This window comes from Paenibacillus sp. VMFN-D1 (genome assembly GCF_003386155.1).
In the GTDB taxonomy this organism is placed as follows: domain Bacteria; phylum Bacillota; class Bacilli; order Paenibacillales; family Paenibacillaceae; genus Paenibacillus_AQ; species Paenibacillus_AQ favisporus.
This window is the reverse complement of the sequence record NZ_QRDU01000003.1, coordinates 317030-342366: the sequence shown is the minus strand read 5'-3', so window position 1 is coordinate 342366 and position 25337 is coordinate 317030. Positions and strand designations below refer to the sequence as shown.

General features: G+C 54.0%; 24 protein-coding genes. 17 read left to right on the top strand and 7 right to left on the bottom strand.

The genetic code is table 11. From position 1 onward, the window contains the following. Positions 1-18 precede the first annotated feature (18 nt). The 4 genes from C7820_RS22620 to C7820_RS22605 all read left to right on the top strand — a co-directional run bounded on the left by C7820_RS22620 (position 19) and on the right by C7820_RS22605 (position 4119). Complete coding sequence (locus C7820_RS22620) at positions 19-1569, top strand: extracellular solute-binding protein (RefSeq protein WP_076172618.1); 1551 nt, start codon at positions 19-21, stop codon at positions 1567-1569. Positions 1570-1809: 240 nt separating this feature from the next. After that, positions 1810-2154: a GIY-YIG nuclease family protein gene (locus tag C7820_RS22615; RefSeq protein ID WP_076172621.1), complete on the top strand. Its 345-nt coding sequence runs from the start codon at positions 1810-1812 to the stop codon at positions 2152-2154. 2 nt (positions 2155-2156) lie between these two features. Further along, on the top strand, positions 2157-2636 hold the full coding sequence (locus tag C7820_RS22610; RefSeq protein WP_076172624.1) for a DUF6530 family protein: 480 nt from the start codon (positions 2157-2159) through the stop codon (positions 2634-2636). 154 nt (positions 2637-2790) lie between these two features. Continuing rightward, positions 2791-4119 (top strand): MATE family efflux transporter, encoded by a 1329-nt coding sequence (locus C7820_RS22605; protein ID WP_258875373.1) that lies wholly within the window; start codon positions 2791-2793, stop codon positions 4117-4119. A 446-nt stretch (positions 4120-4565) separates the two neighbouring features. Here C7820_RS22605 and C7820_RS22600 read toward each other — a convergent pair whose 3' ends face one another. Together C7820_RS22600 and C7820_RS33335 are read right to left on the bottom strand one after the other, a co-directional pair. Further along, positions 4566-5243 (bottom strand): hypothetical protein, encoded by a 678-nt coding sequence (locus C7820_RS22600; protein ID WP_116232944.1) that lies wholly within the window; start codon positions 5241-5243, stop codon positions 4566-4568. A 29-nt stretch (positions 5244-5272) separates the two neighbouring features. Then, positions 5273-5761: a DUF7689 domain-containing protein gene (locus C7820_RS33335; RefSeq protein WP_147306298.1), complete on the bottom strand. Its 489-nt coding sequence runs from the start codon at positions 5759-5761 to the stop codon at positions 5273-5275. A gap of 167 nt (positions 5762-5928) precedes the next feature. Between C7820_RS33335 and C7820_RS22595 the strand changes: the two genes are divergently transcribed. The 6 genes from C7820_RS22595 to C7820_RS22570 all read left to right on the top strand — a co-directional run bounded on the left by C7820_RS22595 (position 5929) and on the right by C7820_RS22570 (position 10819). After that, entirely contained in the window at positions 5929-6312 is a 384-nt protein-coding gene (locus C7820_RS22595) for a hypothetical protein (protein ID WP_116232943.1), read from the top strand. 186 nt (positions 6313-6498) lie between these two features. Then, a complete protein-coding gene (locus tag C7820_RS22590) occupies positions 6499-6894 on the top strand; it encodes a VOC family protein (protein ID WP_116233143.1) in 396 nt (131 codons plus the stop codon). A 342-nt stretch (positions 6895-7236) separates the two neighbouring features. Beyond that, complete coding sequence (locus C7820_RS22585) at positions 7237-8613, top strand: FAD-dependent oxidoreductase (RefSeq protein WP_116233142.1); 1377 nt, start codon at positions 7237-7239, stop codon at positions 8611-8613. A 91-nt stretch (positions 8614-8704) separates the two neighbouring features. Continuing rightward, positions 8705-9742 (top strand): zinc-binding alcohol dehydrogenase family protein, encoded by a 1038-nt coding sequence (locus tag C7820_RS22580; RefSeq protein WP_116232942.1) that lies wholly within the window; start codon positions 8705-8707, stop codon positions 9740-9742. 105 nt (positions 9743-9847) lie between these two features. Beyond that, the gene (locus C7820_RS22575) at positions 9848-10291 is read left to right on the top strand and encodes a winged helix-turn-helix transcriptional regulator (RefSeq protein WP_076172945.1); all 444 of its coding nucleotides are present in this window, start codon (positions 9848-9850) and stop codon (positions 10289-10291) included. A gap of 81 nt (positions 10292-10372) precedes the next feature. Beyond that, a complete protein-coding gene (locus C7820_RS22570) occupies positions 10373-10819 on the top strand; it encodes a Dps family protein (protein WP_116232941.1) in 447 nt (148 codons plus the stop codon). 18 nt (positions 10820-10837) lie between these two features. Here the strand turns inward: C7820_RS22570 and C7820_RS22565 are convergent, their stop codons facing one another. Both C7820_RS22565 and C7820_RS22560 read right to left on the bottom strand, forming a co-directional pair. Continuing rightward, positions 10838-12907, bottom strand: coding sequence for a HelD family protein (locus C7820_RS22565; protein WP_116232940.1), 2070 nt, complete (start codon positions 12905-12907; stop codon positions 10838-10840). A gap of 170 nt (positions 12908-13077) precedes the next feature. Beyond that, positions 13078-14085, bottom strand: coding sequence for a helix-turn-helix transcriptional regulator (locus C7820_RS22560; RefSeq protein ID WP_116232939.1), 1008 nt, complete (start codon positions 14083-14085; stop codon positions 13078-13080). 131 nt (positions 14086-14216) lie between these two features. On the opposite strand from C7820_RS22560, the gene C7820_RS22555 reads away from it, so the two are divergent. Next, complete coding sequence (locus tag C7820_RS22555) at positions 14217-14624, top strand: nuclear transport factor 2 family protein (RefSeq protein WP_244169320.1); 408 nt, start codon at positions 14217-14219, stop codon at positions 14622-14624. A gap of 82 nt (positions 14625-14706) precedes the next feature. On the opposite strand, the gene C7820_RS22550 is transcribed toward C7820_RS22555, so the two are convergent. Continuing rightward, positions 14707-15306 carry a TetR/AcrR family transcriptional regulator gene (locus C7820_RS22550; RefSeq protein WP_116232938.1) on the bottom strand — a complete coding sequence of 200 codons (600 nt, stop codon included), beginning with the start codon at positions 15304-15306 and terminating at the stop codon, positions 14707-14709. A gap of 164 nt (positions 15307-15470) precedes the next feature. Between C7820_RS22550 and C7820_RS22545 the strand changes: the two genes are divergently transcribed. Continuing rightward, positions 15471-17135, top strand: a complete 1665-nt coding sequence (locus C7820_RS22545) for an MFS transporter (protein WP_181909161.1) — start codon at positions 15471-15473, stop codon at positions 17133-17135. A 190-nt stretch (positions 17136-17325) separates the two neighbouring features. Here the strand turns inward: C7820_RS22545 and C7820_RS22540 are convergent, their stop codons facing one another. Next, entirely contained in the window at positions 17326-18579 is a 1254-nt protein-coding gene (locus C7820_RS22540; protein ID WP_116232936.1) for a peptidase, read from the bottom strand. A 226-nt stretch (positions 18580-18805) separates the two neighbouring features. Here C7820_RS22540 and C7820_RS22535 point away from each other — a divergent pair, with 226 nt between their 5' ends. Further along, positions 18806-19267 carry a GlcG/HbpS family heme-binding protein gene (locus C7820_RS22535; RefSeq protein WP_397334210.1) on the top strand — a complete coding sequence of 154 codons (462 nt, stop codon included), beginning with the start codon at positions 18806-18808 and terminating at the stop codon, positions 19265-19267. A 101-nt stretch (positions 19268-19368) separates the two neighbouring features. Here the strand turns inward: C7820_RS22535 and C7820_RS22530 are convergent, their stop codons facing one another. Beyond that, positions 19369-20598 carry an aminopeptidase gene (locus tag C7820_RS22530; RefSeq protein ID WP_076172652.1) on the bottom strand — a complete coding sequence of 410 codons (1230 nt, stop codon included), beginning with the start codon at positions 20596-20598 and terminating at the stop codon, positions 19369-19371. Positions 20599-20804: 206 nt separating this feature from the next. Here C7820_RS22530 and C7820_RS22525 point away from each other — a divergent pair, with 206 nt between their 5' ends. The 4 genes from C7820_RS22525 (at position 20805) to C7820_RS22510 (ending at position 25205) form a co-directional block, all read left to right on the top strand. Next, the gene (locus C7820_RS22525; protein ID WP_116232934.1) at positions 20805-21725 is read left to right on the top strand and encodes a DoxX-like family protein; all 921 of its coding nucleotides are present in this window, start codon (positions 20805-20807) and stop codon (positions 21723-21725) included. Continuing rightward, complete coding sequence (locus tag C7820_RS22520) at positions 21722-22366, top strand: DUF4166 domain-containing protein (protein WP_116232933.1); 645 nt, start codon at positions 21722-21724, stop codon at positions 22364-22366. Before C7820_RS22525 ends, C7820_RS22520 begins: the two co-directional genes overlap by 4 nt. Beyond that, complete coding sequence (locus C7820_RS22515; RefSeq protein WP_181909160.1) at positions 22356-23984, top strand: YndJ family protein; 1629 nt, start codon at positions 22356-22358, stop codon at positions 23982-23984. The genes C7820_RS22520 and C7820_RS22515 overlap by 11 nt, the downstream gene beginning before the upstream one ends. 96 nt (positions 23985-24080) lie before the next feature. Next, entirely contained in the window at positions 24081-25205 is a 1125-nt protein-coding gene (locus C7820_RS22510) for a GntR family transcriptional regulator (protein WP_116232931.1), read from the top strand. Positions 25206-25337 lie beyond the last annotated feature (132 nt).

The window sequence follows — 25337 nt, the reverse complement described above, 5'->3', positions numbered from 1 at the left end:
ATCAAAGGGGCGAAACGAATGAAGAAAAGAAAGATCGCTTCAGCGCTGCTGGCCGCACTGCTGATCGTCATTGCCGCAGCCGGATGCACCAGCGGGAAGAAGGAAGAGACGAGTACGACACCAAATGCCGGAACCGGGGGACAGAAGGAGACGGTCACCTTAACGGCTCTCCTTGACAACAATGCGACCTTCCCGTACAGCAAGGATTGGCCGATCTGGAAGTGGATTCAGGAGAAAACCGGGGTCACGCTGAACGTACAGACGCCTTCGGGCAAGCTGAGCGACACGCTGAACCTCGTCATGGCCTCGGCCAATCTCCCGGACCTCATGTATATGTCGAGCCGCAGGGACTCCAACAAATACGGGGACCAGGGCGCGCTGGAAAATATTTTGGACCATGTCGACCAAATGCCGAACCTGAAAAAGTGGATGGAGCAGTATCCGGAGGAAGCCAAGGCCGCGCTGTCCGCGGACGGTAAAATGTATATGTTCCCGAACCAGGGCTTTGGGGAGACGAACCGGATGATCTGGCTGTACCGCGAGGATGTGTTCAAGAAAAACGGACTGCAGCCGCCTAAGACTTATGAGGAGTTGCACCAGGTACTGAAAAAGCTGAAGCAGCTGTACCCGGACAGCTATCCGCTGTCGATGCGCTTCGGGCAAATTCCGGATGAGATGTACGCCAACCTGACGACCAACTTCGATACGGGCACGGACGTGTATTACGATTTTGACGACAACAAGTGGAAGTTCGGACCGACTGAGGACAACTACAAGAAAATGGTGGAGATGTGGCATACCTTCTACGAGGAAGGGTTGATTCCGCCGGATTTCCTGTCGATCCAGACGAAGCAGTGGCAGGACGTCATGTCCACGGGCCAATCCTTTGTGACAATCGATTACATCAGCCGCGTCGACTTCTTCAACAACGCGATGCGCAAGGATAATCCGGAGTACAGCCTGCAGTTCATGGCGCCGCCGGCAGGACTGCCGGGCATGAAACAGCTGAACCCGTATTTCCACTATCTAGAGGGCGGTCTGACCGTTGCCTCGAGCTCCAAGCATAAAGACGAAATTATGAAATATATGGACTTTTTCTACAGTGAGGATGGGCGAAACTTAAGCAGCTGGGGCAAGGAAGGCGAGACTTATACGGTGGAAAACGGGGAGAAGAAATTTAAGCCAGAGTATACCGACGTGACGGAAATGCGGAAGCAGACCGGCCTGCAGACGAGCGGCACGTACACGTGGATCGACTTTAACGCGCATCTGTCGCTGTTCTCGGACGATTTGAAGAAGGCCTACGAGGAAGCGGCCAAGTACGATCCGCCGGCGATGCAGCCGAAACCGGCCTTTACCGACGCGGAGAACGAGGTGCTGTCGGTGACCGGGCAGGCTGTGAAGAAATACCGCGAAGAGAATTTCTCCAAGTTCGTCCTGGGCACGCGGAAATTAAGCGAGTGGGATAAATATGTGGAGGAAATCAACGGCCTCGGCGTCCAAAAGCTGATCGACACCTATACGGCGGCGCAGCAGCGGGTGGAGCAGGCGAAGCTGGAAAATAAATAGGAAGGCGCGAGGCTGCGCCGATTCCCTGAGGCACCTGGCTAACGGCCGGGTGCTTTTTTTCTGCATTTGAATGCAATGCGTTTTCCCCATCACAAAAGGGCGGATGCCACTTTTCCATCCCAAAGGTTTTCCAAATTCCTTGACAGGATACAATATCTGTAATATAAATGATCTAGTTATTTAGTAAATTACTGATTTAGTAAATTACTAAATATTAATCGGGAAAGTGAGATGAATCGGATGGATAAAAGCCGCAGGGCAGAGCTGATCGCCCAATACAAAGAAATGAAACCCCAAATGGGCGTATATATGCTCAAGTGTGTCCCTTCCGGACGCATCTATCTGGGTTTCACGCAGGATATGAAAAGTATGCTGAACCGGCATCAGTTTATGTTGAAATCCGGCCTGCACAAATGCAAGGAGCTGCAGCGGGAATGGAACGAATACGGGGAGAGCCAGTTTGAAGTGAAGGTTGTGGACACGCTCGCCTACGACAAGGATGAGTCCAAAACCGACTATACGGAGGACCTGGAGCTCCTGCGCGACATCTGGAAAGATAAATTAGAAAATGTGGAGATGATCTAACCATGAGGATCCCAACAACGTTAAAACATAAACCGGTCATCGTTTCCGAGAATTACGAAAACATCGACGGCAGAAAGGCGTACAGCACGGATGCCAAGGGATTGTCCCTGGGCCTTGCCCAGTGGAACGAGCGCGGGAAGGTGGACATTTCCGCCAAGGTATGGCGTTATACCGGCGAGAAATGGTCGCGCCAATCCGAAGAGCTTCCGATGCACCGGGTGCTGGATCTGGCGATTCTGATCCTGCGCAGCAGCGCTTACTTCAGCGAGGCGTACCGCTATCCCAAGCTGTATGACCCGGAAGAGGCGACCATCGACCGTGTAGGGGTACAGGGCGATGCCATGGAAGTGGCAGTATGCACGGACAATCCGATGATCGACGAGGATATCAAACTGTTTGCCCAAGCGCTGAACGAAGACGGCGAGCTGCTGGGTGAGCGGTTCCGCATTTTGTCCCGCCTGCTCAAGGATATGGGCTATTGATGAGCATGCGGAAACCTTTCAAATGGATGATCATTAAAGGAGATGGTTTTACATGAGTTCTACCGAGCAAGGTTTAAAAGGTGCCTCCGGTGCCGTACCATCCGAGAGGCCGGGGCCGGGTGCTCCCGACAAGAAGGATACGGTACTGCGGGCCATGATCGCCTTCCTTATCCCCCTTATTCTGAGCAACGCACTGCAGTCCGTAGGCCAGCTGGTCGGCAGCATCGTCGTGGGGCGCTGGATCGGGGTTGAGGCACTGGCGGCGATATCCGCGTTTTTCCCGTTATTTTTTCTGGTCATATCCTTTGTAATCGGGATCGGCTCCGGCAGTGCCATTCTGATCGGCCAGGCTTACGGTGCCCGCAACGAGGAGAAGCTTAAGGCGGTCGTCGGCACGACGCTGACCTTCACGGTCATCCTCGGCATCGTCCTGGCGGTGCTGGGGGGCATCTTTACCGAGGACATTTTGCTTCTGATCGGAACCCCGTCCAACATCATCGACATTTCCGTACATTATGCCCGCATCATGTTCTGGAGCCTGCCGTTTTTGTTCCTGTATGCGGTCTATACGACATTTATGCGCGGAACAGGCGATTCGAAAACGCCGTTTTATTTTCTGATCGTCAGTACGGCGCTGAACCTGATTCTGCTGCCCGTGCTGATCTTCGGCTGGATCGGGCTGCCCAAGCTCGGCTTGTACGGTGCGGCTTACGCGAATCTCGTCTCCACGATCGTGACCTTTATCGTGATGCTCTGGTATCTTCGCTGGAAGAAGCACCCGCTGCAGTTCGACACTTCGGTGCGCAGGCACCTGGGGATGGACCGGGAAATGCTGAAGCTGCTGCTTCGTCTGGGCATTCCGTCCAGCATCAGCATGATTCTGGTGTCGCTGTCCGAGATTGCGGTGATCATATTCGTCAACCGGTTCGGCTCGGACGCAACCGCCGCCTACGGCGCGGGGAACCAGGTGGCGAGCTACGTACAGATGCCGGCGATCAGCCTTGGCATGACCGTATCGGTGCTGGGAGCCCAGTCGATCGGGGCCGGTCAGTTGGACCGGCTGAAACAGGTCATCCGCGTGGGCATTATGCTCAACTATATCATTGGGGCCATCATTATTATCCCGGTGTACCTGTTCTCGGAACATATTTTGTCCTGGTTCATTACGAGCGGCGATACACTGGACATCGCCCACCGGCTGCTCATGATTACGCTGTGGAGCTACCTTATCTTCGGCCATACGCAGATTTACGGGGCGACGATGCGGTCCAGCGGCACGGTGCTGTGGCCGACGGTGTTCAACATCGTGTCGATCTGGTGCGTAGAGGTCCCTGTGGCTTATGTGCTCTCGTACCACACAAGCCTTGGCATCGAAGGCATTTGGATCGGATATCCGGCCGCGTTCATCGCCAGCTTCATTCTGGTCTACAGCTACTACCGCTTCTCATGGAAAAAGAAGCAGATTACACGGCTCGTTCACTAGCAGTTCGGAATGGATTCATGCGATTTATGATTGCAACGCCGGTTCTGGATCCCCGAGGATCCACCGGCAAAGAACCCGAAATAAATATGTAGGAAATCAAAAAAGCCCTGACCTTCTCGACGAGAAGATCAGGGCCAGCTTAGGAAAATTACTTGAATAATTTTCTTGTTACAATGACTGTACAAAGCTTAGTTTTCAGAGGCCTGTTTCTGCCGAGTGCGATTCGGTCGAGACAGTGGTGGGGGTTTCCTAGGCTCCCATCAACCGCCTTGAAACAAGCTTTATTTTTTTGTTCATTTTTAGGCCGAATATGTAAAACTTTCAAGATTACTTATAGCACACTGGTAGAGTTTGAGAAAGGAAAAAATGGCAAAGCCCCTTTTTCAAGGGGCTTTTTTATTCTCCAATTATGCAGTCCAGCTTAATCCGCCGAACTTTTCCAAGATTCATTTTTTTGATAATACATACTCTTTCAGTTCCTTGAACTCGTCTTTGTTATCTTTTGCCCACTGCACTACATCCGTAGCAGTAAAGGACTTGGCTTGGCTAGTGGTAGAAACCAGAGACTGAACAACAGGAAAAAGTTCCGTTTTCCCAGCTTCAACCTGATCAATAATAAATGGTACTGCAGGTACGCCTAATTTCTTCAAAGAAGTAATTTTTTCATCGCTGGATTGGTCCGAATTTGAGATCTTTTCAACCTCTTCAGGAAGGGTGCTCAGCTTTACCTTCCACTTCTCAGAAAACTTCTCACCGGTATCCCAAGCGGTACTTTGATCTTCTTTTAAGTCAACCTTTGAGATTTCCTCAATAGCAGCTGCAAAAATGTAATCAAACAGGCCGCTGCCTTGGCTTTCATCGATTTTCTTTTCTAAGACTGGAATAGCCTCAGGTCCTAGATTTACGATATTTTGATACTCTTCACTATTTTTAATATAATCATAAGGATTGCTGCTCATGGCGAGCTCTGTTTTATTTGCAACTTCAGTTTCGAGCTGTTTTGATAAACCACTCAGGTTCTCATCAATTTTTTTTTCAACAGATGCATCTGCACGTACGGCATACAACATACTCGTAACAGCAAAGCCCAGAGCAAAAATACCGACAATCATTTTTTTGTTCATATTTATCCCCTCAGTTATTAGTGTATTTATTATTTATATACTTGCAAGGCAGATCCATATACTAAAGATGTGTAAGGATCCCATCCACTCGATTGAAGTCTTTCCAGTTTTCCCCACTTAGCATTTGAATAGTTGGTTCCTTCCGCCTTGGAAAAATGAGTAATATTGCTGGTTGATGTACCATATGCAATAATTTTTACATTAGCAGTACCAGGACTATATGGGTAAGGATTATACATTTTGGATGTCATATAGTTATTAGCTTGCTGTAGCGTTGGGTTACTTCCTCCCCATGGCCAGACCCACTGGCTTGTGTCACCAAGCGCATACGCTAAACAATTATAGTTAGGTGTTGCTGCAGCCAAATAATTATAATTACCCGACGTTTTAACCATGGATTCATACGTTGATTTTGGGGCTATAAAGTTGCTTTCATAACCTGCAAAGGCGGTTATACTACCTAAACAAAAAACCGCCGTAGCTACAAGTCCACTTGCTAGGTGTTTCTTAAGTTTCATATTTCTAATTCATCACCTTTTTATTCTTATAATAGTGATAGACGTACACACGACAAAAAGGTTATGCCTTTCTCAGTAAATTTTATGTTTTTTTGGGTTTTATTTCATGGGGATGAGGTAATTAGGCTGTTTTCTGCGGAACCTGGAATAACCAAAGGGGGACCGGCATGAAGGGAAAAAGGTTAGCGTTATCGCTGATCATCGTTTTTGTGGCTGCGTACATCGGGTTTGGGGCTTGGATCTCCCATGATACGAAACGGATATTGGTGGCAGCTATGAGCGGGGATCCGGGCTATACCGAATACATGGAGGAGGCTGTCTATCATGACATCCATCCGGTCCAGCGAGGCATGACGACCAACGACTATGCGTATGATCCCGCCATTCACGACATCGGCTTCGTATTTCCGCTGCATTTCTTCGGAGTATCTCTGGCTTATGTGACCCAGCAGTACTCCGGTGAGCAATTCGGGTTCAGGGAGCCGGTCCGGCTGACACTCCAACTCAAATCCGGAAAATGGTATGCGACGGGTGTATCCATTCAACCTTAACAATAAAACAGATGGATAACTATAATTGAAGGGCTGCTCGAACGGGGCGAAGATGACCGTGAAAGCAGCTCTTTTTTTGTATTAAAAAACTTTATAGAAATTTTTTTGCTTCCGTGTCGATTTCGCCGACATGCATTCGTCGTATGGATGTAAAGACAAAAAACAGGTGAAAGGTTGTTGAACAATATGGGAGCACAAATGAACGCTTATCTGATGTCGGTGGATGCAAGAAGCCAGGCGAATTACTATATCGAGGCCCTCGGCGGGGAAATCCAGTTTGTCAGTACATACGGAGACGCGCCCGGAGCGCCTGAGGAGATGAAGGATAAAGTGATGCACTTGGCAGTAACGGTGGCGGGAGCGAATCCGCTGATGCTGTCCGATGCGTTTGAACCGGTTTCGTATAACCGCAGCGTCAGTCTTTCTTTAACGTACAACGATGAGGCGGAAGCCAGAGCGGCCTATGCCAAGCTGAGTGAGGGCGGAGAAAGCAAATATCCTTTTGCCCTTCAGCCATGGGGCGCTTATTATGGTGAGGCCATTGACCGGTTCGGGGTAACGTGGATGATCACGAAAATGTAATGGCGGGAACGAAACCCGGCAAATGTAACGATATGAAGCAGCAGATAAAACAGCTCAAGGAAGGCAGCCGCCATGAGAATCGGCTGTCTTTTTGCTGCAGTGAAGAGCGGGGAACCGTTGATCAACCGGCGTCAAACTTACCTTTTCCCCCTTCGTTAAGGGAACGGATTGGTTCCAAAAAGCCAAAAGAAAGTTTTTTTAAATTATTGGGTTGTAAAAACTAACTAAGTATTGTATTATGACTTACATGGAAACGAGCACAACAGGTGAGCGCTCAGCAAAGCAGATCATAACGAGAAAAATTTGAGTAAGAGCTTCATTCGAGAAGGGATGGATCATCCGATGATCAAGGAAACGTTCGATGCGTTAATTATCGGCTTTGGCAAAGGCGGAAAAACGTTGGCCCCCTTTCTGGCCGAGCAGGGATTGAAAGTCGCCGTCGTGGAAAAGTCACCTCTGATGTATGGCGGAACGTGCATCAATATCGGCTGCATTCCCACAAAGGCGCTGGCCTATCAGTCGCATATCGTTTCGCAGGAGAAAGGGAACGGTCCGGAGTCCCGGCAGGCGAAGTATGCACGCGCCCTTCAGGAGAAAGATGAGCTGGTTACCCTGCTGCGCGGCAAGAACTTCAATAACCTGAACAGCCATTCGGGGATCACGGTATTGACCGGGACGGCTTCGTTCCAATCCCCGCACGAAGTTCGGGTGGAAACGGAAGCCGGGACCATCCTCGCCGAGGCCGAGCGAATTTTCATCAACACGGGGGCAAAGCCTGTCCTTCCCGACATTCCCGGGATTGACGGAGCTCATGTCTACACGAGCACGGAAATGCTGGATTTGGCGAAGCTGCCTTCCCAGTTGGCCATCATCGGCGGCGGCTATATCGGCCTGGAATTCGCCTCCATCTATGCAGGCTTCGGCTCAGAGGTGACCGTTCTTGAGAATGGCGGCGTATTGATGCCGAGAGAGGACCGGGAGATTGCCGAAGAGGTCAAAAAGGTGCTGGAGGCCAAGGGCATCCGCTTCCGGCTGCAGACCAAGGTGTCCCGGATTACGGAACAAGGGGAATCCGTTCAGCTGCTGCTGTCCACGTCTGACGGTGAGGACACGCTTCAAGCGGATGCCGTACTGGTCGCCACCGGCAGACAAGCGAATACGGAAGGACTGAATCTTGAAGCCGCAGGCGTTGAAGTGACGGAGCGAGGTTTCGTCCGGGTCGACGAGACGCTTCAGACCAATGTGCCGCATATTTGGGCGATCGGCGACGTGAACGGCGGCCCGCAGTTTACGTATATTTCGCTGGACGACTACCGGATCCTAAAAAATCAATTGTTCGGCGACCGTACGCGTACGACCGGCGACCGGCGATTCGTTCCTTACTCCGTGTTTATCGATCCCCCGCTGGCCCAAGTTGGGTATACGGAACAGGAGGCGCGGAAGCGGGGGCACACCGTGAAAACGGCAAAATTACCTGTTACCGCATCGACGAGGGCACGCCAGCTGAAACAGACGGAAGGTCTGCTGAAGGCGGTCGTCGACGCCGAAACGGACCGTCTGCTCGGGTTCACCATGTTCGGTGCGGAGTCCAGCGAGGTTGTGAACATCGTGTCCGTGTTCATGCAGTCCGAGCAGCCGTACACTGTCCTCCGCGATACCATTTTTACGCATCCGTCGATGGCGGAGACGATTAACGACTTGCTCGGTGCGATCCAATGAGCTCCTCTACGAGCTCATCGTTTACATATTGACGGACACAATGCCATTCAGCTTAACACCATAAATCACATGTATAAGGGAGAGAACAACCATGACGAAAGTAAAAGAGACGATGAAAGCCGTAGGCCTGTATAAGTATTTACCGATTGATCATCAAGAAAGCCTGATTGACGTCGAGCTGGAAAAGCCGGTGCCGACAGGCAAGGATTTGCTGGTGAAAGTCCATGCCATCTCGGTGAATCCTGTCGATTATAAAGTCCGTTCGCCTAAAGACCGCGTGGAGAGCGTACCGAAAGTGCTGGGATGGGACGTCGCGGGTGTCGTTGAGCAGGTAGGTCCGGATGTGACGTTGTTTAAGCCGGGCGATGAAGTGTACTATGCCGGCAGCATAACGCGTCCTGGCGGTAACAGCGAATTTCATCTGGTGGACGAACGCATTGTAGGCAAGAAGCCATCCACGCTGGATTTTGCACAGGCGGCGGCGCTGCCGTTAACGACTATTACAGCCTGGGAGAGCTTGTACGACCGGCTTGGAGTCTCCAATAACCAGGCGGACAACAACGGCAAAACCATCCTGATTATCGGAGCAGCCGGCGGGGTCGGATCGATTGCGACACAGCTCTCCAAATATTCCGGCCTGACGGTCATCGGCACGGCTTCCCGGCCGGAATCGGCCGATTGGGTGAAAGGGCTGGGGGCGGACTACGTCATCAACCATTTTGAAGCGTTCCTGCCGCAGCTTAAGGCCGTCGGCATCGAGCAGGTCGATTACATCCTCTGCTTGAACAGCACGGAGAAGCACTGGGCGAACATGGCGGAAGCGATCGCGCCGCAAGGCAAGATCTGCTCGATCGTAGAGACGGATGAACTGCTCAACCTGACCCTGCTCAAGAATAAAAGCGTCACGTTCGTATGGGAGCTCATGTTTACCCGTTCCACGTACCAAACGCCGGATATGATCGAGCAGCACAAGCTGCTGGACGAAGTCGCACGCCTCGTGGATGAGGGCGTCATCCGGACCACCACAAGCGAGACGCTGACACCGATCAATGCCGCCAATCTTCGTAAGGCCCATGCTCTGCTGGAGACCGGCCGTACGGTGGGCAAGGTCGTATTGGAAGGATTCTGACGGGAGCCGCGCGGGGGCCGATTTGCGTGAAGCGGTCATTTGTGGCACTGTAGGATTAGAAGGCAGTACCACATTTGAGGCAAAGATACACGGGGGGTCATGGATATGCCGAAGAATATTTACAACCTGGATTGCAACATTGCGCAGACATTGAACATCGTTGGCGATCGATGGTCTTTGATGATCATACATGAAATTTTGGTCGGTAAAAAAACGTTCAACGAGATCAAACAGGGGCTGGCGACGATCTCTGCGAATGTGTTATCCGAGCGGCTCAGACAGCTGGAGGAGGACGGGCTGATCGTATCCAACCTGTACTCCGCGCATCCTCCGCGGTATGAGTATGAATTGACGGAAAGCGGACGGGATATGGAAATGATTTTTCATGCTTTTATCCTGTGGGGAGAGAAGCACCTGGATAAATGCTATAAAAGCCTGAAGCATACCGCCTGCGGCCACGAAGTCGAACTGCGCCATTATTGCCCGCACTGCGAATCGAACGTGGATGACATTACCGTTGTCCCCGTAGAAGACGCCAAGCAGCCGTAACGAACGGCCGCCGCAAAAGCTTCTTAGTCAGCCGGATCGCCTAAGGCGGTCCATTATATATAAAGAAGGGATGGATGACAAATGGCAAACACGACAATTACGCTGGAACAGGTATTGAATCAGCAGGTGGCGAACTTCAGCATTCTTTACGTTAAAATCCATAACTACCATTGGTACGTAAAAGGGGAACAGTTCTTCACGCTCCATGCGAAGTTCGAAGAGCTGTACAACGACATTACGCAAAAAGCGGACGACATCGCCGAACGCCTCCTGACGATTAAGGGAAGACCGGCCGCGACGATCAAAGAATATCTGGAAATCGGCACGGTAGCGGAAGCCACGGGAAAAGAGGACGCGCGCGGTATGGTGCAGTCGCTTATCCATGACTTCTCTGTAGTCAGCAAGGAGCTGCAGGACGGGATCCGTTTGGCGGAAGACGCCGGCGACCATCCGACGGCAGATATGCTGATCGGGATTCAGGCGGACCTCGACAAGCACGTCTGGATGCTGGAATCTTATCTTGGATAAAAAAGAAGAGCCCGGGGGCTAATGCTCCCCGGGCTCTTTTAATAACGGCGTCCGTGCCCCGCTGTGCGTCAGCGTCAGCTTATGCATCGCCCGGGTGCAGGCGATATAGAGCAGCGATCGGTCCATCTCGTTCCGGTAGACTTCGCTGTTCACGAAAGGAACGATCACCTCATCGAACTCCAGGCCTTTCGCCAGATGGGCGGACGTGATGATGATGCCCTCGCGGAACTCCTCGCTGTCGAAGTCCAGCAGATACAGGTTGTCAAACGCGTCCCTCAGGCGTTGATAGACCTCGTCCGCCTGGGCCTTTGTTTTGCAGACGATCCCCATGGAACGCGACTCGGAATGCACAAATTCCCGGAGGACAGACCGGATCCGCTCCATTTCCTCCTCCTTGTCTTCGCAGGCGACCATCCGCGGCAGTTCGCCGTGCCGCTCAATGGGTACGACGCTGCTGTTGTCTTTGAGCTGCCGGGCAAAGGTCGTTATTTCATAGGTGGAGCGGTAGCTCTTTAACAGCTCTACCGTATCCGCGTTCGGGAACACCTTTTTGATCTCGGCAAGCGAAGAGGAGGAGTAGGGATTGACGGATTGGCCGGCATCGCCGAGGATCGTCTTGCGGCAGTTGAACAGCCTGGAAAGGACAGCGTACTGGATGGGCGTGTAGTCCTGCATTTCGTCAACGATCAGATGCTTTACAAAATCAAACGGCGCCGTTCCTTCCCAGTACATTTTCAGGTAGACGAGGGGAAAGACATCCGAATATTCCAGCTTCTTCGGCCCTGCCATGCGAAGCAGATCCGGTCTGCCCAGCCAGTCGTAAAAATCCTTGTACAGCGCCAGCAGGGTGGAGGCACGGAACATTTTTTTAACGGCCGCCTTGATTTTGCGAATCCGGGGTACGGACAGCCTCTGTCCATCCTCGTCCCTGAGGTTTGCTGCCGCCTGGTTTGCGGTCCGCTCTAGCCTGGACAGTACGGGCATCCGGCGGGTGCTGTCATAAATGGCTCGCAGCTCCGCGGCAGAAATCCGTAGTCCGTCGACCTGCACGTCCTCCGGCGCAAAATAATGCTGCTCTGCATAAGCGACAAACTCATCCAGCTTCCGGATGAAGTCAGCAGTCGCCTTAAACCGGATGCGTTCGACCATGCCCGGGTCTTCTTGGTCCATCAACACGGTGACCTGCTCGTAGAACGTCTGGAAGCCGGCAATCCCTTTGAGCTCCACTTCCGCCAGCTCCTCGAGGCGCATTTCCATCATATTTTCTTCACCAAGCTCTGGCAGAACGCTCGAAATATAATCGGAGAACACGTTGTTCGGCGAGATGATCAGCACGTTTCTTGACGTCAGCGTCTCCTTGTAGCGGTACAGCAGGAAGGCGATACGGTGCAGGGCGACCGACGTTTTTCCGGAACCGGCCACGCCCTGAATGATGAGAACATCGGAGGTTTCATTGCGGATGATGACGTTCTGCTCCTTTTGAATCGTGGCGACGATGTTTTTCATCTTTTCGTCCGAGGTGCTGCTGAGCTCCTTCTGAAGGACGTCGTCGTCGATGTTGATCGAGCTTTCGATCATATATTCCATGCGGCCGTCCCTGATTTTGTACTGCCGCTTCACCGTCAGCTCGCCCTCGATCCGCCCAAGCGGAGCTAGGAAATAGGCAGGCCCGACGCCGAAATCGTAAAACATGCTGGCGACCGGCGAGCGCCAGTCATAAATCAGATTCGTATGCCCGTCCGTCCCGGCAAAGGAATGAATCCCGATATAATAGGCATCGGCTTCTTTTAGGCCATTTTCCCGAAAGTCTACCCTGCCGAAATAAGGAGACTGGTACAGCTTATGCAGCTTCCGCTCCTTGTCGATCGCTTTCTCCCCCGAGTCGATCTGAAGCGAGATGTCGACCTTGTTCGCGGCCCGCTCCGCGGGATCCAGCTGGGAAATGTTTTCCCACATATATTTTTTCGCCTCGATGACGTCGCGGTAGGAAGCGGATATTTTCCCGCGGATGTCTTCCAGCGCCCGTCCCAGCTTGTCTGTCATCGATTCGGCATAACGCCTTTCATCGGCTTCGCTTTGGTTCAACATCTTAGACCCTCCCTGTGAAAGAATAAGTCTAAGTATAGAAAAAATCCGCCAAAAATATAGACTTATACTTCCGGACGTAGTATTATAACTTGCACGTGGGTCCAGAAATACCTATACGGCACCACTTTACAGTACCAAAGTAATTAATGGGATAAACTACAGCCAGGTCCTTAAGGGGCCTGGCTTTTTGGTATGTCCGTTACCTGCCTGGATTCAGATTCCGGAATGCTCTCCGCGTACTGCCGCTGCATGGCGGCCAGCCGGCCGTTAACCCATTCCCGGGCTTCGGGAGGCTCTATAATGACCGCTTCGGGCCCCAACATCCAGACCATATCGGCAAAGAACGCCACGTCCTTCCGGGGAATGGATATGCCGATCCTGCCGCTGCCATCGGGCGAACATTCGATATGAGGCTGAAGCCGGCCGTTCCCCTCCAGCATTCGGACGCCTTCCGGAGTCAGTCGGACGATGAAGTCGGTCTTCGGCGCCTTCTTCAGCTCATCCTCATTCCAGTTAAACACCGTTTTCTCATCAACCTCGTCAAGGCAGCAGACCTCTTCATTCAGCACGGCCGAGCGGATGCGGTCCGCCCGGAACAGGCGATAAGCTTTACGGGTAAAGCAGTAGGCAGGGCAGTACCAGTATCCTTGGTCCGAGTAGAGGCCGATCGGCTGAATGACTCTTTCGTCCGCGGATGTGCCGGATTGATAGACAATGGTTGCGGCGCTGCGACTCATAACCGCCTGCAGCAGCACTTCCAGACACTCGGCAGACATGCTGCGCCGGGGGCTCCAAATCGCCATTTTACCGGTTAAGCGGCTGATTCTCTCTTTCAGGTCCGGCGGGAGATAGTGATAGAACTTGTCGAGGGCGGAAGCGGCCGCTTTACCGAACGGGACGGAGCCAAAATAAGCCAGCGATTGGGAGGCGAAGAACAAGGCGGTTGCTTCGCTTTCGGTAAAAGCGATCGCGGGCAGCAGCCGCTCGTTTAACAGGCGGAAACCGCCGCCCCGTCCTTGGACGGAGTACACGGGGATGCCCAGCTCGCCAAGCTCGATGAGGTCCCTGGATATCGTCCGCTGGGACACGCCGAGCTCATCCGCAAGCTCGCGGAGAGTGAAGTTTTTCTTGGCATTGACGAGCATGATAAGCCGGATCAACCGCTGGGATTTATACATCGGCGTCCCGTCCTTTCATTTTTTTCTCAAGTGTATCACAAAAACAAGACAGCACCTGTCGTGTTTAAACGATATGATGAGTTCATAAGATTTCGAAAGGCATAATCAACCCCAATAGAGGAGGATGCTGTATGGAACCAATGGAAAAGGGAAACGAGCGCAGTCTGCAGGCGTTTCATGCATTTCGCCGGGCGATTGAGGAAGGGGACACGGGGGCGTTTGAAGCGCTGGTGACCTCTGATTTTGGTTTTATCGTCCCGATCCCTTTTGAGGAATGGCAGGGAGAGCAGAGGGGAACCGGGAGGTTCCGGGAATTGGTTGAGCTTGAACGGGCAAGCATGAGTGCCAAACTAACGCCGGTCATCTGCGTAGAGCAGGAGGATACCGGGATCGTTATCTTTCAAGCGGAGGGGATCTTTAACGAAATGCCGTACACGAATGAGCTGGTAATCGTGTTCCGTTTCGAGCAGGAACGGATCCGCTCCTTCCGGGAGTATGTGGGCGTCACTTCCCACCTGCTTGCGATAGCGAAGTCGTAAGGCATGAAAACGGGCAAGGCCGGGAATAAGCACGAAGAGTGCCCTCGGTCTTGCCCGCATGTTTGCTGCCCGCGGCGCCATGTTATTCGGTTATCCGGCGGGACGGAGTGGGCTCATCAAACTGCCGGTCGATCAGCACTTGGCAGGCGTTCAGAAAATACTCGGCATGGTAATACCCCTTATCCATGTAGGCACTCATCATGGCGCCTTCCTTCAGCAGCTGAAGCTGGTAAGTGAGCTGAACCGGGTCGCGGGCGCCGGCCCGGCGGGCAATATCCTCAACATTTTTCCAAAGGGAGGAGCGGTGTGTCATGGCTGCCTGGTGTCCGGGATGGTCCTCATCCGGAAACTCGACGATGGCGTTCATAAAAGGACAGCCGCGGAACTTGGAACTCTTCATTCGTTCAACCAATTCCTCCAGGAGGGCGTAGAGCTGTTCCTTTGGCGAATCGGAGAACTGCCGCTTTATTTCTTCATATGCTTCCATCCTGGTCTTGGAATGCAGCTCCAAATAGGCCACGACCAGATGGTCCTTGGTCGGAAAGTTGCGGTAAAAGCTGGCCTTTGCGACCCCCGATTCCTCAATGATCCGGTCGATCCCCACGGCACGCACGCCTTCGCTATAAAATAAATCGGACGCCACCTTCAGTATCCGTTCTTTGGCGGATTCCTTCTTGGTCATTCTAATCACCTGTTCCTAAAATAAGGTAAATTCGCTGTTGACATGAGACAGATCTGTCTGTATCATACGATTATCAAACGAGACAGATCTGTCTCATTTATTTTAATGGCTGATTCCGGCTGCTGTCAAATATCCGGATCCGCCAGAGGAGGATGAAGCAAGCGATGAACCAACCGGTCAATTCCATTCCCGCGCCTCTTGCGCAGGCGGCGGCTGAGCCGCGCCAGAGGCCGCGTTTAATGCTGGCGGTGATGCTGCTGTCCGTATTTATGGCCGTAGCGAACATTTTTATCATCAATGTGGCAACCCCTTCGATTCAGCGGGGGCTTCACGCCGATTTCTACGGCGTACAGTTCGTCGTTTCGGCCTACACCTTGTCCTATGCCGTGGCCTTGATTATCGGCGGGCGGCTGGGCGACCGGTACGGACGGCGGAAGATGCTCCTGATCGGCGTGGCCGGCTTTACATTAACATCCTTGTTATGCGGCATTTCGGGCAGTGTCGGTGTGCTTACGGCCATCCGCGTGCTTCAAGGCTTTAGTGCGGCGCTGATATCGCCGCAGGTGCTGTCCCTCATTCAGGCGCAGTACCCGCCGGAGAAGAGGGGAATGATCTTCGGGCTGTATGGTGCAGCCCAGGGACTGGCCGCTTCGACCGGCCAGCTGATCGGTGGTTTGCTGCTCGGCTGGAATCCGTGGCATCTCGACTGGCGGCTGGTCTTTTTCTTCAGCGTCCCGATCGGATTGATCATCCTGGCGATGGCTCCGTTCGTTCCGGAATCGAGGGATTCGGACCGCTCGCGGATGGACTGGTTCGGTGCGGCCGTGGCGGCGGCAGGACTGCTCCTCCTCGTGTATCCGCTGGTCCAGGGGCAGAAGGAGGGGTGGCCGGCGCTGCTCGTCATCAGCCTGATTCTGTCCGGCCCTGTCCTCGCCGTATTCGTATGGATGCAGCGTAGGCTGCTTGCCAAAGGGCGCCGGCCGTTTATGAACGTAAGGCTGTTCGGCCAGAAAGCATTCAGCTTGGGCCTGGCCGTGATCTTTCTCATGATGACCGCTCAAGCCGCCTTCTTTCTGATCACGGCCTATTTGCTGCAGATGGGGCATGGATTCAGTGCCCTGAAATCCGGATTGATCATCCTGCCCATGGGCATCGGGTATTTTCTGGCCTCGCTGTTGTCCCCGAAGCTGGCGGGCAAAATCGGAGCCCACGTCCTTACGGTCGGTTCGGTGCTGACCTCCGTCGGCTATTTCGCGGTCGCGCTGACGATCTGGGCCACCGGATGGTCGCCGAACGTATGGTTCTGGCTGCCGGCTCTGGTCCTGCTGGGCATAGGCCAAGGCTTTATCGCCGCGCCGCTGACCAATGTGGTGCTGTCCAAGGTAGAGAAGCAGGATATCGGGTCGGGCTCCGGCATTTTGACGACGGGGATGCAGCTCGCCTCTGCCATCGGTATCGGCCTCATCGGCATTGTCTGGATGAGCTCATTAAGCCATTATGCCAATCAGGCGGAGGCGCGGACCGAGCTTGAGCTGCGGCAGCATCTGACATCCTACGCCTTGTCGGAGGAGCAGGGGCAGACGGCGCTGGCCAGGCTGCGCGATTGCTTCCCGGCAGCGGCCGGTCAGGCACAGGCGGCTCCCGGCGCATGCAAGGTTACCGCTTCCGCTGCCGGGGGTGCCGAGAGGCTGGTGGCGGACGGCGTATCGCAGTCGAATGCGCGCAGCTACACGAGCGCTTTTATCCTCAGCATGACGGTGCTCGGATTCTACACGATGCTGATCATTCCGATGACGGTCGCGCTAGCCGGGAGAAAGCGAAAGAGATGAAGGCGCAGTGGACGATCCGGCAAGGGCTTCAAGATCGTCCGAGGCTCGCCAATTATCGGATGAACGGGTCCCGCCCGTGAATCCGGCAGCCCTAAGGTATAACATTCTTATCTCCCAAAAAACCCTGCCGATTCTTCAGGAGAATCGGCAGGGTTTGGGCGCTTTTATGCAAGCTGCGTATACGTTGATATTACTTAGGCTGTACCGTATCGGCGTCCGACGTCACAATGATCGCTTCGGCACTCGTGATGCCGGGAATCGATTTGGTCATGATCGGAGAATGATAGGCGATAATTTTGGTGCCAGGGCGAAGCTTGGTATCGCCGCCCATCGTAGGGATGACCGGCGTATCTTTCGAGATGTTCAGAATGACGTCGTTGTCGGTGGAATCATCGGAACCTACGTTTACATAGACCTGATCGGCCGAAGCCCGGTCCGATGCTTTAACAGTACCTTCAATTTTGACCGATTCCGCCTTCTTCACCACGATTTTGCCGGCATGCGTTTGGGCCGGATAAATCATCGTCATGATATCGCTGTAGTATGCGTCCACGCGGATATCCGCCTTCAGGGCATCCTTGGTCAGCGCCTTGCCGTCTTCGTCGACGATTTGGGTTTTGTCATCGACGGAGAGGATGACGTAGTTGACGCCGCCCTTGTCATGCGCCTTGCCGACGACCGTCACTTTGCCGTCCGCCGTATTAGTGACGATGCCGTCTGTGCCGGCTTTGAGTTCCTGATCCGTATTGCCGGTTTCACCGCTTCCGGTGTCTTCCGTGTTCACGATCACATAATTCGTTCCGGCTTGAGGCGGCAGGCTCATGGCCACTTCAGGACCATAGAAAGCTCGGATGCTCGTGCCCTCTTTAATGTCGCCGCTGGTCAGCGCCTTGCCGTCCTGGCTGAGGATGGTGGCTTTATCGGCCAGGTGCAGAAGAATCGTGTCCTCATTAGAGGTGTAAATATCGGTTCCTTTGACCAGGATGCCGTTCTCTCTCACTTCGGATACAGTACCGTCAATGGCGGTAAAGCTCTTGTCCTGAACGACAAGCGTCAGCGCCGTGCCGCGGGCCGGAAGGCTTTTCGTAATATTCGGTCCATAGAACGCCTTCACGACTTTTTTCTCATCGATCACGGTTTTTAGAGGAACGCTTTTCCCGCGGGCGTCGACGATCTTGGTCTCCGGCGTGATGGCCAGGACGATCTGGCTTTGATCGCTTGGAGCCAGCCCCCGTCCCGTAACCGTAACGGATTTGCCGGTCTTGTCGTTCACGAAGTTCGTGATTTGTCCCCAGGTGGCAGGAACCACTTTGGCCTCATTTTGAACCTGGCCTTGTCCGCTTTGAGCGGCTGCGGGCGGAACTTCCTGGGCGCTGGCCGCAACCGGAACGGCTGCCAGAGCGAAAATTGATGCGGTTGCCAATACTTTGTAAATTTTGTTCATCTGTCATTTTCCTCCTCTATATGGCGTTCTTGCGAGTGCGGATCGGAATGTTTCACCGTGCATGCAATTGGTAAATGATGCTTGCTCTTCATAGTTCCTGACGAGGCGGTCATGCCAAATGTTGCACATTGCAGGCAAATTCACAGCGTTCTCCGTCCAATAACACGCTTATGGGCTGGCGGCCATACAATGGGGAAAGAACATTGAAGCTGGAGGTAGCCTGATCATGAAAATGACGCTGGATCTTGCCAAAATGCTGCTCGAAGCAGCCGAGAAAAAAGCTAAGGAAATGGGGCTTGCAGAGGACATCGCCATCGTAGACGACGGCGCGAACCTGGTCGCCTTTCACCGGATGGACCACGCCCGGATCGGGGGCATCGATATCGCCCAGAACAAAGCCTGGACCAGCGTGGCCCTGCAGATGCCGACCTCGAATCTGACCAGAACGGCTCAGCCCGGGCAGCCATCCTTCGGGATCAATACGACGAATCAGGGCAGGGTGGTCATCCTGGGGGGAGGAATCCCGTTAAAAGCAGGCGATGTCATCATTTGGGGCATCGGGGTCAGCGGAGGGACGAGCGAGCAGGATATTCAGGTGGCGGAGGCCGCCGTGCAGGCTTTTGAGCGCTGGATGCAGCGGTTGGACCTTCGGAGCATCTCGTTTCGGATTGGATCGAATCAGTCGTAAAGGCTGCTCTCGCGGCACGGCCGAATCGATGGCAAGATAAAACCCTCCATCCGGCCTGCATGTGAGGCGGGTGGAGGGCTTTGCTTAGCTAGTATGGTGGATCAGAACGCCCAGTTGCCCTTACGGAATACAGGTTCCCTTTGGCCGTCCGCCGTGATGCCGTCGATGTCCATGTCCGCAGAGCCGATCATGAAATCCACGTGGATCATGCTGTGATTCAGCCCGGCACGGTCGAGCTCTTCCCGGGTGAGCGAGGTTCCGTTCTCGATGCAGGTCGGGAAGGCTTCGCCCAGGGCCAGATGGTTCGATGCATTTTCGTCAAATAGCGTATTGAAGAAAATGAGCCCGGTCTCCGAAATGGGCGAGTGGTGCGGAACAAGCGCGGCTTCGCCTAAATAGCGGGCTGACGCGTCCATGTCGAGCATGCCTTTTAAAAATTCGTAACCTTTCTCTGCCGTAAAATCGACGACTTTTCCGTCCTCAAACGTCAGGCTGAAATTCTCGATCAAGTTTCCCTGGTAGCTGAGCGGTTTGGTGCTGCGGACAGTTCCCCGGGTCCCTTCCCTGCGGGGCGAAGTGAACACTTCTTCCGTCGGAACGTTCGGGTTGAACTCATTGCCCGCTTCATTTCGGGCGGTACCGCCGTTCCAGACATGATGCTCCGGAAGCTCGATAAGCAGGTCGGTGCCTGGAGCTTTATAATGAAGCTGCTTGTACTGCTTACGGTTCAAATATTCGCGCTTACTGCGCAAATTCGCATTATGCTCGTTCCAAGCCTGGATGGGATCGCCGCCGCTCACGCGGGCGGTTTGGAAAATCGCCTCCCACAGCGCCTCGACCGCGGCTTCCGGTGTCAGGTCCGGGAAGACCAGCTTCGCCCAGGCCTCGGACGGGACGCCGATAATGGACCAGGTCATTTTGCTTGCGGACATATACTCCCGCCATTTGGAGAGTGCGGCGCTGGCCGCTTTGGAATGGGCTGAGATCCGCTTGGGGTCCACGCCCTTCAGCAGCTCGGGATTGGCCGATTCGATAAAAAGAAATGCCCCGTCGTTCTCGGCGAATTCCTGAACCCACTTTGCTCTCCACACCGGGTACTCCTCAAAAGCCTCGTCAGGAGCGAGATGATACTTCAGCTGTGTGCTGATCTCGTCCTGCCACTCAATATGAACCAGCTTTGCCCCGGCTTGATACGCTTGCTTGGCGATCATGCGCACGAATTCCGGCACATGGATCGGAGCGCTGATCCACAAGGACTGCCCCGGCTGAATATGAACCGCAACATGGACGGCGAGCTCGGCGTATTTTTCCAAACGGTCTAAAAAACTCATGGACTTTTTCCTCCCCAACATCGGCAGATTATAACAATCTATTAAGGATTCGCCCTTTCTTCGCCAGTTCCTTCCAGATTTCGCGCCGCCGGAGGCCTCCGAACAAATGCCATCGGTGTATGATCTTGTCTAAACAGGAAGGAATTTAGAAGGACATCGGGCTTTTTCCGCGAATTAGGAAGGGAGCAAAGCAAGGGGGAGACGCCATGAAAAAGCAACGGCCCATCTATGTGCAAACCGATATCGACACAACGATGGATAAGCTATGGGAATATACCCAGAACCCGGATTTGCATACCGCATGGGATGCCCGGTTTACGGAAATTTCGTATTTGCCGCGGGCACAGGATGAGCCTCAACGTTTTCGGTACCGAACCCGGATCGGCATGGGCATCGATATTGCAGGCGAGGGAGAATCGGCGGGACAAGTGGAGAAGGAATCCGGGGACCGGGTCTCCTCGCTGAAGTTTTGGACGCATGACCGACTGTCGCTCATCCGAAAGGGCAGCGGGTATTGGAAGTATACGAAGAAAGACGGCGGTATCGGCTTCGAGACGCTGTACCAATATGAGTCGGCTTTCGGCGCGGCGGGGCGTCTTGCCGATGCCTACCTGTTCAGGCCGCTGCTCGGATGGGCGACGGCTTGGAGCTTTGACGCGTTAAAAATGTGGCTGGAGCAGGGATTTCATCCGAAGCTGCTGCTCCAGCGCTTTCTCACGTACTGGACCGTGTGCGGGGTGATCGCCTTTGTATGGCTGTACCACGGCCTCGTTCCCAAGCTAATCATGGCCCATCCGGACGAAATTCGCATGATGGAAGCCGTAACCGGGAGCATGGGCAGCGGCGTGGCGATGATCCGGATGGTCGGCATACTGGAGATACTCTTTGGACTCGTGTGGCTGCTGCCGCTGTATAAGCTGAAGCGCCCGCTGTTTATTCTCCAGATCGTTGCCATCTGCGGTCTGACCGCCTCTGCGGGGATCGGGGACATCGACAGTTTTGTTGCCCCGTTTAATCCCGTGACGCTAAACGGTATGCTGATCGTCCTGTCGCTGATCGGCTACGGGAACAGCCGACATCTGCCCAGCGCCGCCCGCTGCCGCCGAAAGAAGGCAGGTGACCTATGAAATCGATCTATGAACAGGCGCTCGGCGATACCTATCAGCTGCTGCATCCCAAGCTGCAGGAGCGTTACCGGCTGACGGGAGATGCGGTGTTTAACGGGGCCGGCCGGATGGAGGAAATCAGCGGCGGTTCGTTCGCCGTACGGGCCATGATGGTGCTGGGCATTCGGGCCCGTCTGTTCTTTCCCGAGCGGGGCCGGAACATCCCTTTTGTTATCCACAACAAAGTATCCCGGGATGCAAAGGGCCAGGAGACGGTACATTGGGATCGGACGTTTGATTTCCGGGGCAAAAAGCGCCATTTCGATGCCGTGATGAAATGGGACAGTGAGGAGGAGCAGATCCTGGACTTGTTCGGCAAGCCGGCGCTGCTCGGCTCCTCCCTGTCCCTCCACGTGGACGACAAAGGAGCTATGCACATCTCCTCCAGAAGCCAGTGGCTGCCCCTGTTCGGCATGCGGATCCCGCTTCCCCGGGTTTTTCACGGGGCGGCCCAGATCGTGGAGTCCTACGACGAGGAGCGGCAGTGCTTCCGGATTCGGGTGCATGTGCGCAATCCGCTGTTCGGCACCCTTTTCGCCTATAAGGGGAGCTTTACGGGAACAAGGAAAGACGGGAGCGGAGGAAGCCGGAATGAAGCGTAACGCATGGTTCGGATTGCTGCTGTATGTGATGTTTCTCGGCGTCAGCGGGCGGCAGCTTCAAGTGCTTGAAGCGGTGCTGATGCTGGCGGTGCTGGTGCTGGTACCGGGTTTCCTGATGCTCGTCGATGCCCGTCTGCGAAACGGGAAAACGATGGCTTTGTACAAAATCATGACGATCCTTTACCCTCCGGCTGCTGTCTGTGCGGCACTTTCCTTCATGGGAGATATCCCGCTGTTATGCCTTCCCTGGGTGGCTTTTACGGTGATTACGGCGCTGTATGGGCTGAGACGGCTGCTGGAGAGGGGGCTGCATCCGCTTGCTGAAACCGCGGTGGATTTCGGACTGATGTACTTGGCCGGGGGCGGTTTCTGGTTCCTGGCTGCGTCGCTGCATTGGCGTATAATGGATTTTTCGGACGTGCTCATCATGCTGACAGCCGTTCATTTTCATTACTCTTCATTTATTATCCCGATCCTGGCCGGGCTGCTGGGGCGAAAAATAACGGTTGGACGTAAGCTGTACTTAACCTCGACCGTCATCATCATGCTGGCCCCGGCCGGCATTGCGCTGGGCATTGCTTTTTCCACCGCCCTTGAGTTCATTCTGGTGGCGGCGTACCTTGCTGCCCTGTACAGCTACGGACTGCTTGTTTTCAAAGCTTCCTTTACCCGGCGGGAGGCCAAATACCTCATATCTTTTTCGGCGCTCGTATTGATGGTGACAATTCTGTTCTCCCTGATTTACGCAGCCGGAAGGGCGATGGAGTTCGGGAGTCTCTCGATCAACCGGATGATCTGGATCCACGGCTTCACGAATGCGGTAGGCGTAGCTCTTCCGTCGCTTGCGGGCTGGCTGCTGGAGGGAAACTTCCCGAAGGAGAGCTATTATGGCAAACCGGTAAGCTCCATTACCGGCGGAAGGCATATCGGGCGCCACTTCTTAAGCAGGGAAGGACTCCTTGACGAAACGGCATCCTATTCAGGGCTGGTCGACCGGATCGACGGGTTTGACTCCGCCTCGTTTCGCGCCCGGAGGCTGTCGCCCGTCATTCGGGATTTTTACGAGCATACCGATCAGTACGCGATGCGGGCCGACATCCGCTGGGCCGGGTGGTTTAGGCCGCTGGCTGTGGTCTATCAAGTCATCAGCCGCCGGATCGGGCAGATCCATCTTGGCACATATAAAGGGTGGCAGGGGATGTACGGCCGGGTTCTTCCGGTGGCGTCGGGAAGGGACGGCAGGCAGCGGGTTCGCGCCTGGCAGCGTTTGAACGGGCAGGGGGAGGCGATTTTCATTGCGCTCTATTCCCTGCATTGGTTCGGAGACGAGCCCTACATGAATATCGCCCTGCCGCTGCCGGGCGCCAATATGACCGGGATGCTGCGCCTGTATAATGAAGGCTCCGGGCTCGTCTTGACCAGCGCCCACAGCCCGGCTCACCGGGGCGATGAGGGCATTTACCTGCATGCCTCATGGTTCACGATGCGTTTGCCCCTGAAGGAAACCTTCTGGATCCGGGAAGGGGAGTCCGGTCAGCGGCTGACGGCCCGCCATCGGATGTGGATTTTCGGACTCCGTTTCCTGGATATCCGGTACGATATTCAGCGGTCCGGATGAGCCCGCGGCTGGGCAGCGGCGTTGACATGTATGTCCCATGGGATATAATGCTAAAAGGAAGATGACCGAAAGATCAGGTATTGGAGGATTATTGTCATGAGCCAGGACAGGGAGCCGCTGTACATTCAAATACAAAACCATTTCAAGCAGTTGATTGCTTCCAGGCAGCTGAAGGAAGACGACCGGATTCCGACGGAGAAGGAGCTGATCGACCAGTTTCAGGTGAGCCGGATCACCGTGGCCAATGCGCTGGCCGAGCTGGCGGGCGAAGGCTGGATCTACCGGATTCCGGGCCGGGGAAGTTACGTCAAGGGCGTGCCTGAGAAGTACATATCGGGTAATCCGGTCTCCCTCGTCTCTGAGGCCAAATCGTCGTCGGCTCCCAAGATCGGGCTCGTGTTTCCTTCCATTGAAGATTATTTTGCCATCCAAATGGTACGGGGGATCCGCAGCGCGCTGTCGGGGAGCAAATACTCGCTGGTCGTCATGTTCACTTACAATTCCAAGGAACTGGAGAAGGAAGCGATCCGCGAGCTCCGCAGCACGACGGACGGGCTGATTATTTTTCCGGTGGATGCCGAGGTGTACAGTGAAGAAATTATCGCGCTGAAGATGCAGAATTACCCGTTCGTCCTCCTGGATCGGCATCTGCCCGGCGTAGAGACGAACGTGGTCCTGTCCGATCCGGCTCTGGGTTCCATTCTGGCGGTGGATCATCTGTGGGAGCTGGGACACCGGAACATTGCGATATGCTCGGATTCTCCAATACCGACGGTGACGGTCGATGAACGGATTCAAGGATATAACGAAGCGCTGAAGAACAAGGGCGCGATGATCAATCCTGCTTTGATTCTTACCGACTTCAGCATCCCAACGGGGCGTTCCCGTACGGATCACCCGCTGTACCGCTTCCTCAAAAGCCGGATGGCGACGGCGTTTATCGCGCTGAACTGCAAGCTTGGGGTCAACCTGTGGTCCATGGCCAAGGAATTGGGGCTGGATGTCCCGGGTGACCTGTCTATCGTCACCTTCGATAACCCGAGTCCCATGCTCGAAGAGCTCAGCGTATTTACGTATATCGATCAAAGCGAGGAAGAAATGGGGCGCGAGGCGGCTAGCCTGCTGCTGGACATTTTGGAAGGGAACATCAAGGACGTCAAGTACACGAAGCGGATTTTTAAACCCCGTCTCGTCATTCACCATACGACAGGCCCGGTATAACCAGAGGAATCGAGAAACGGCATTTCTTGAAACAAGAGATGCTGTTTTTTTTGTTTTATATTAAACATAAATGCTATATTATATATATTAATACGAGCAAAACTTATTGCTGATGTGCTGTAACCGACGAAG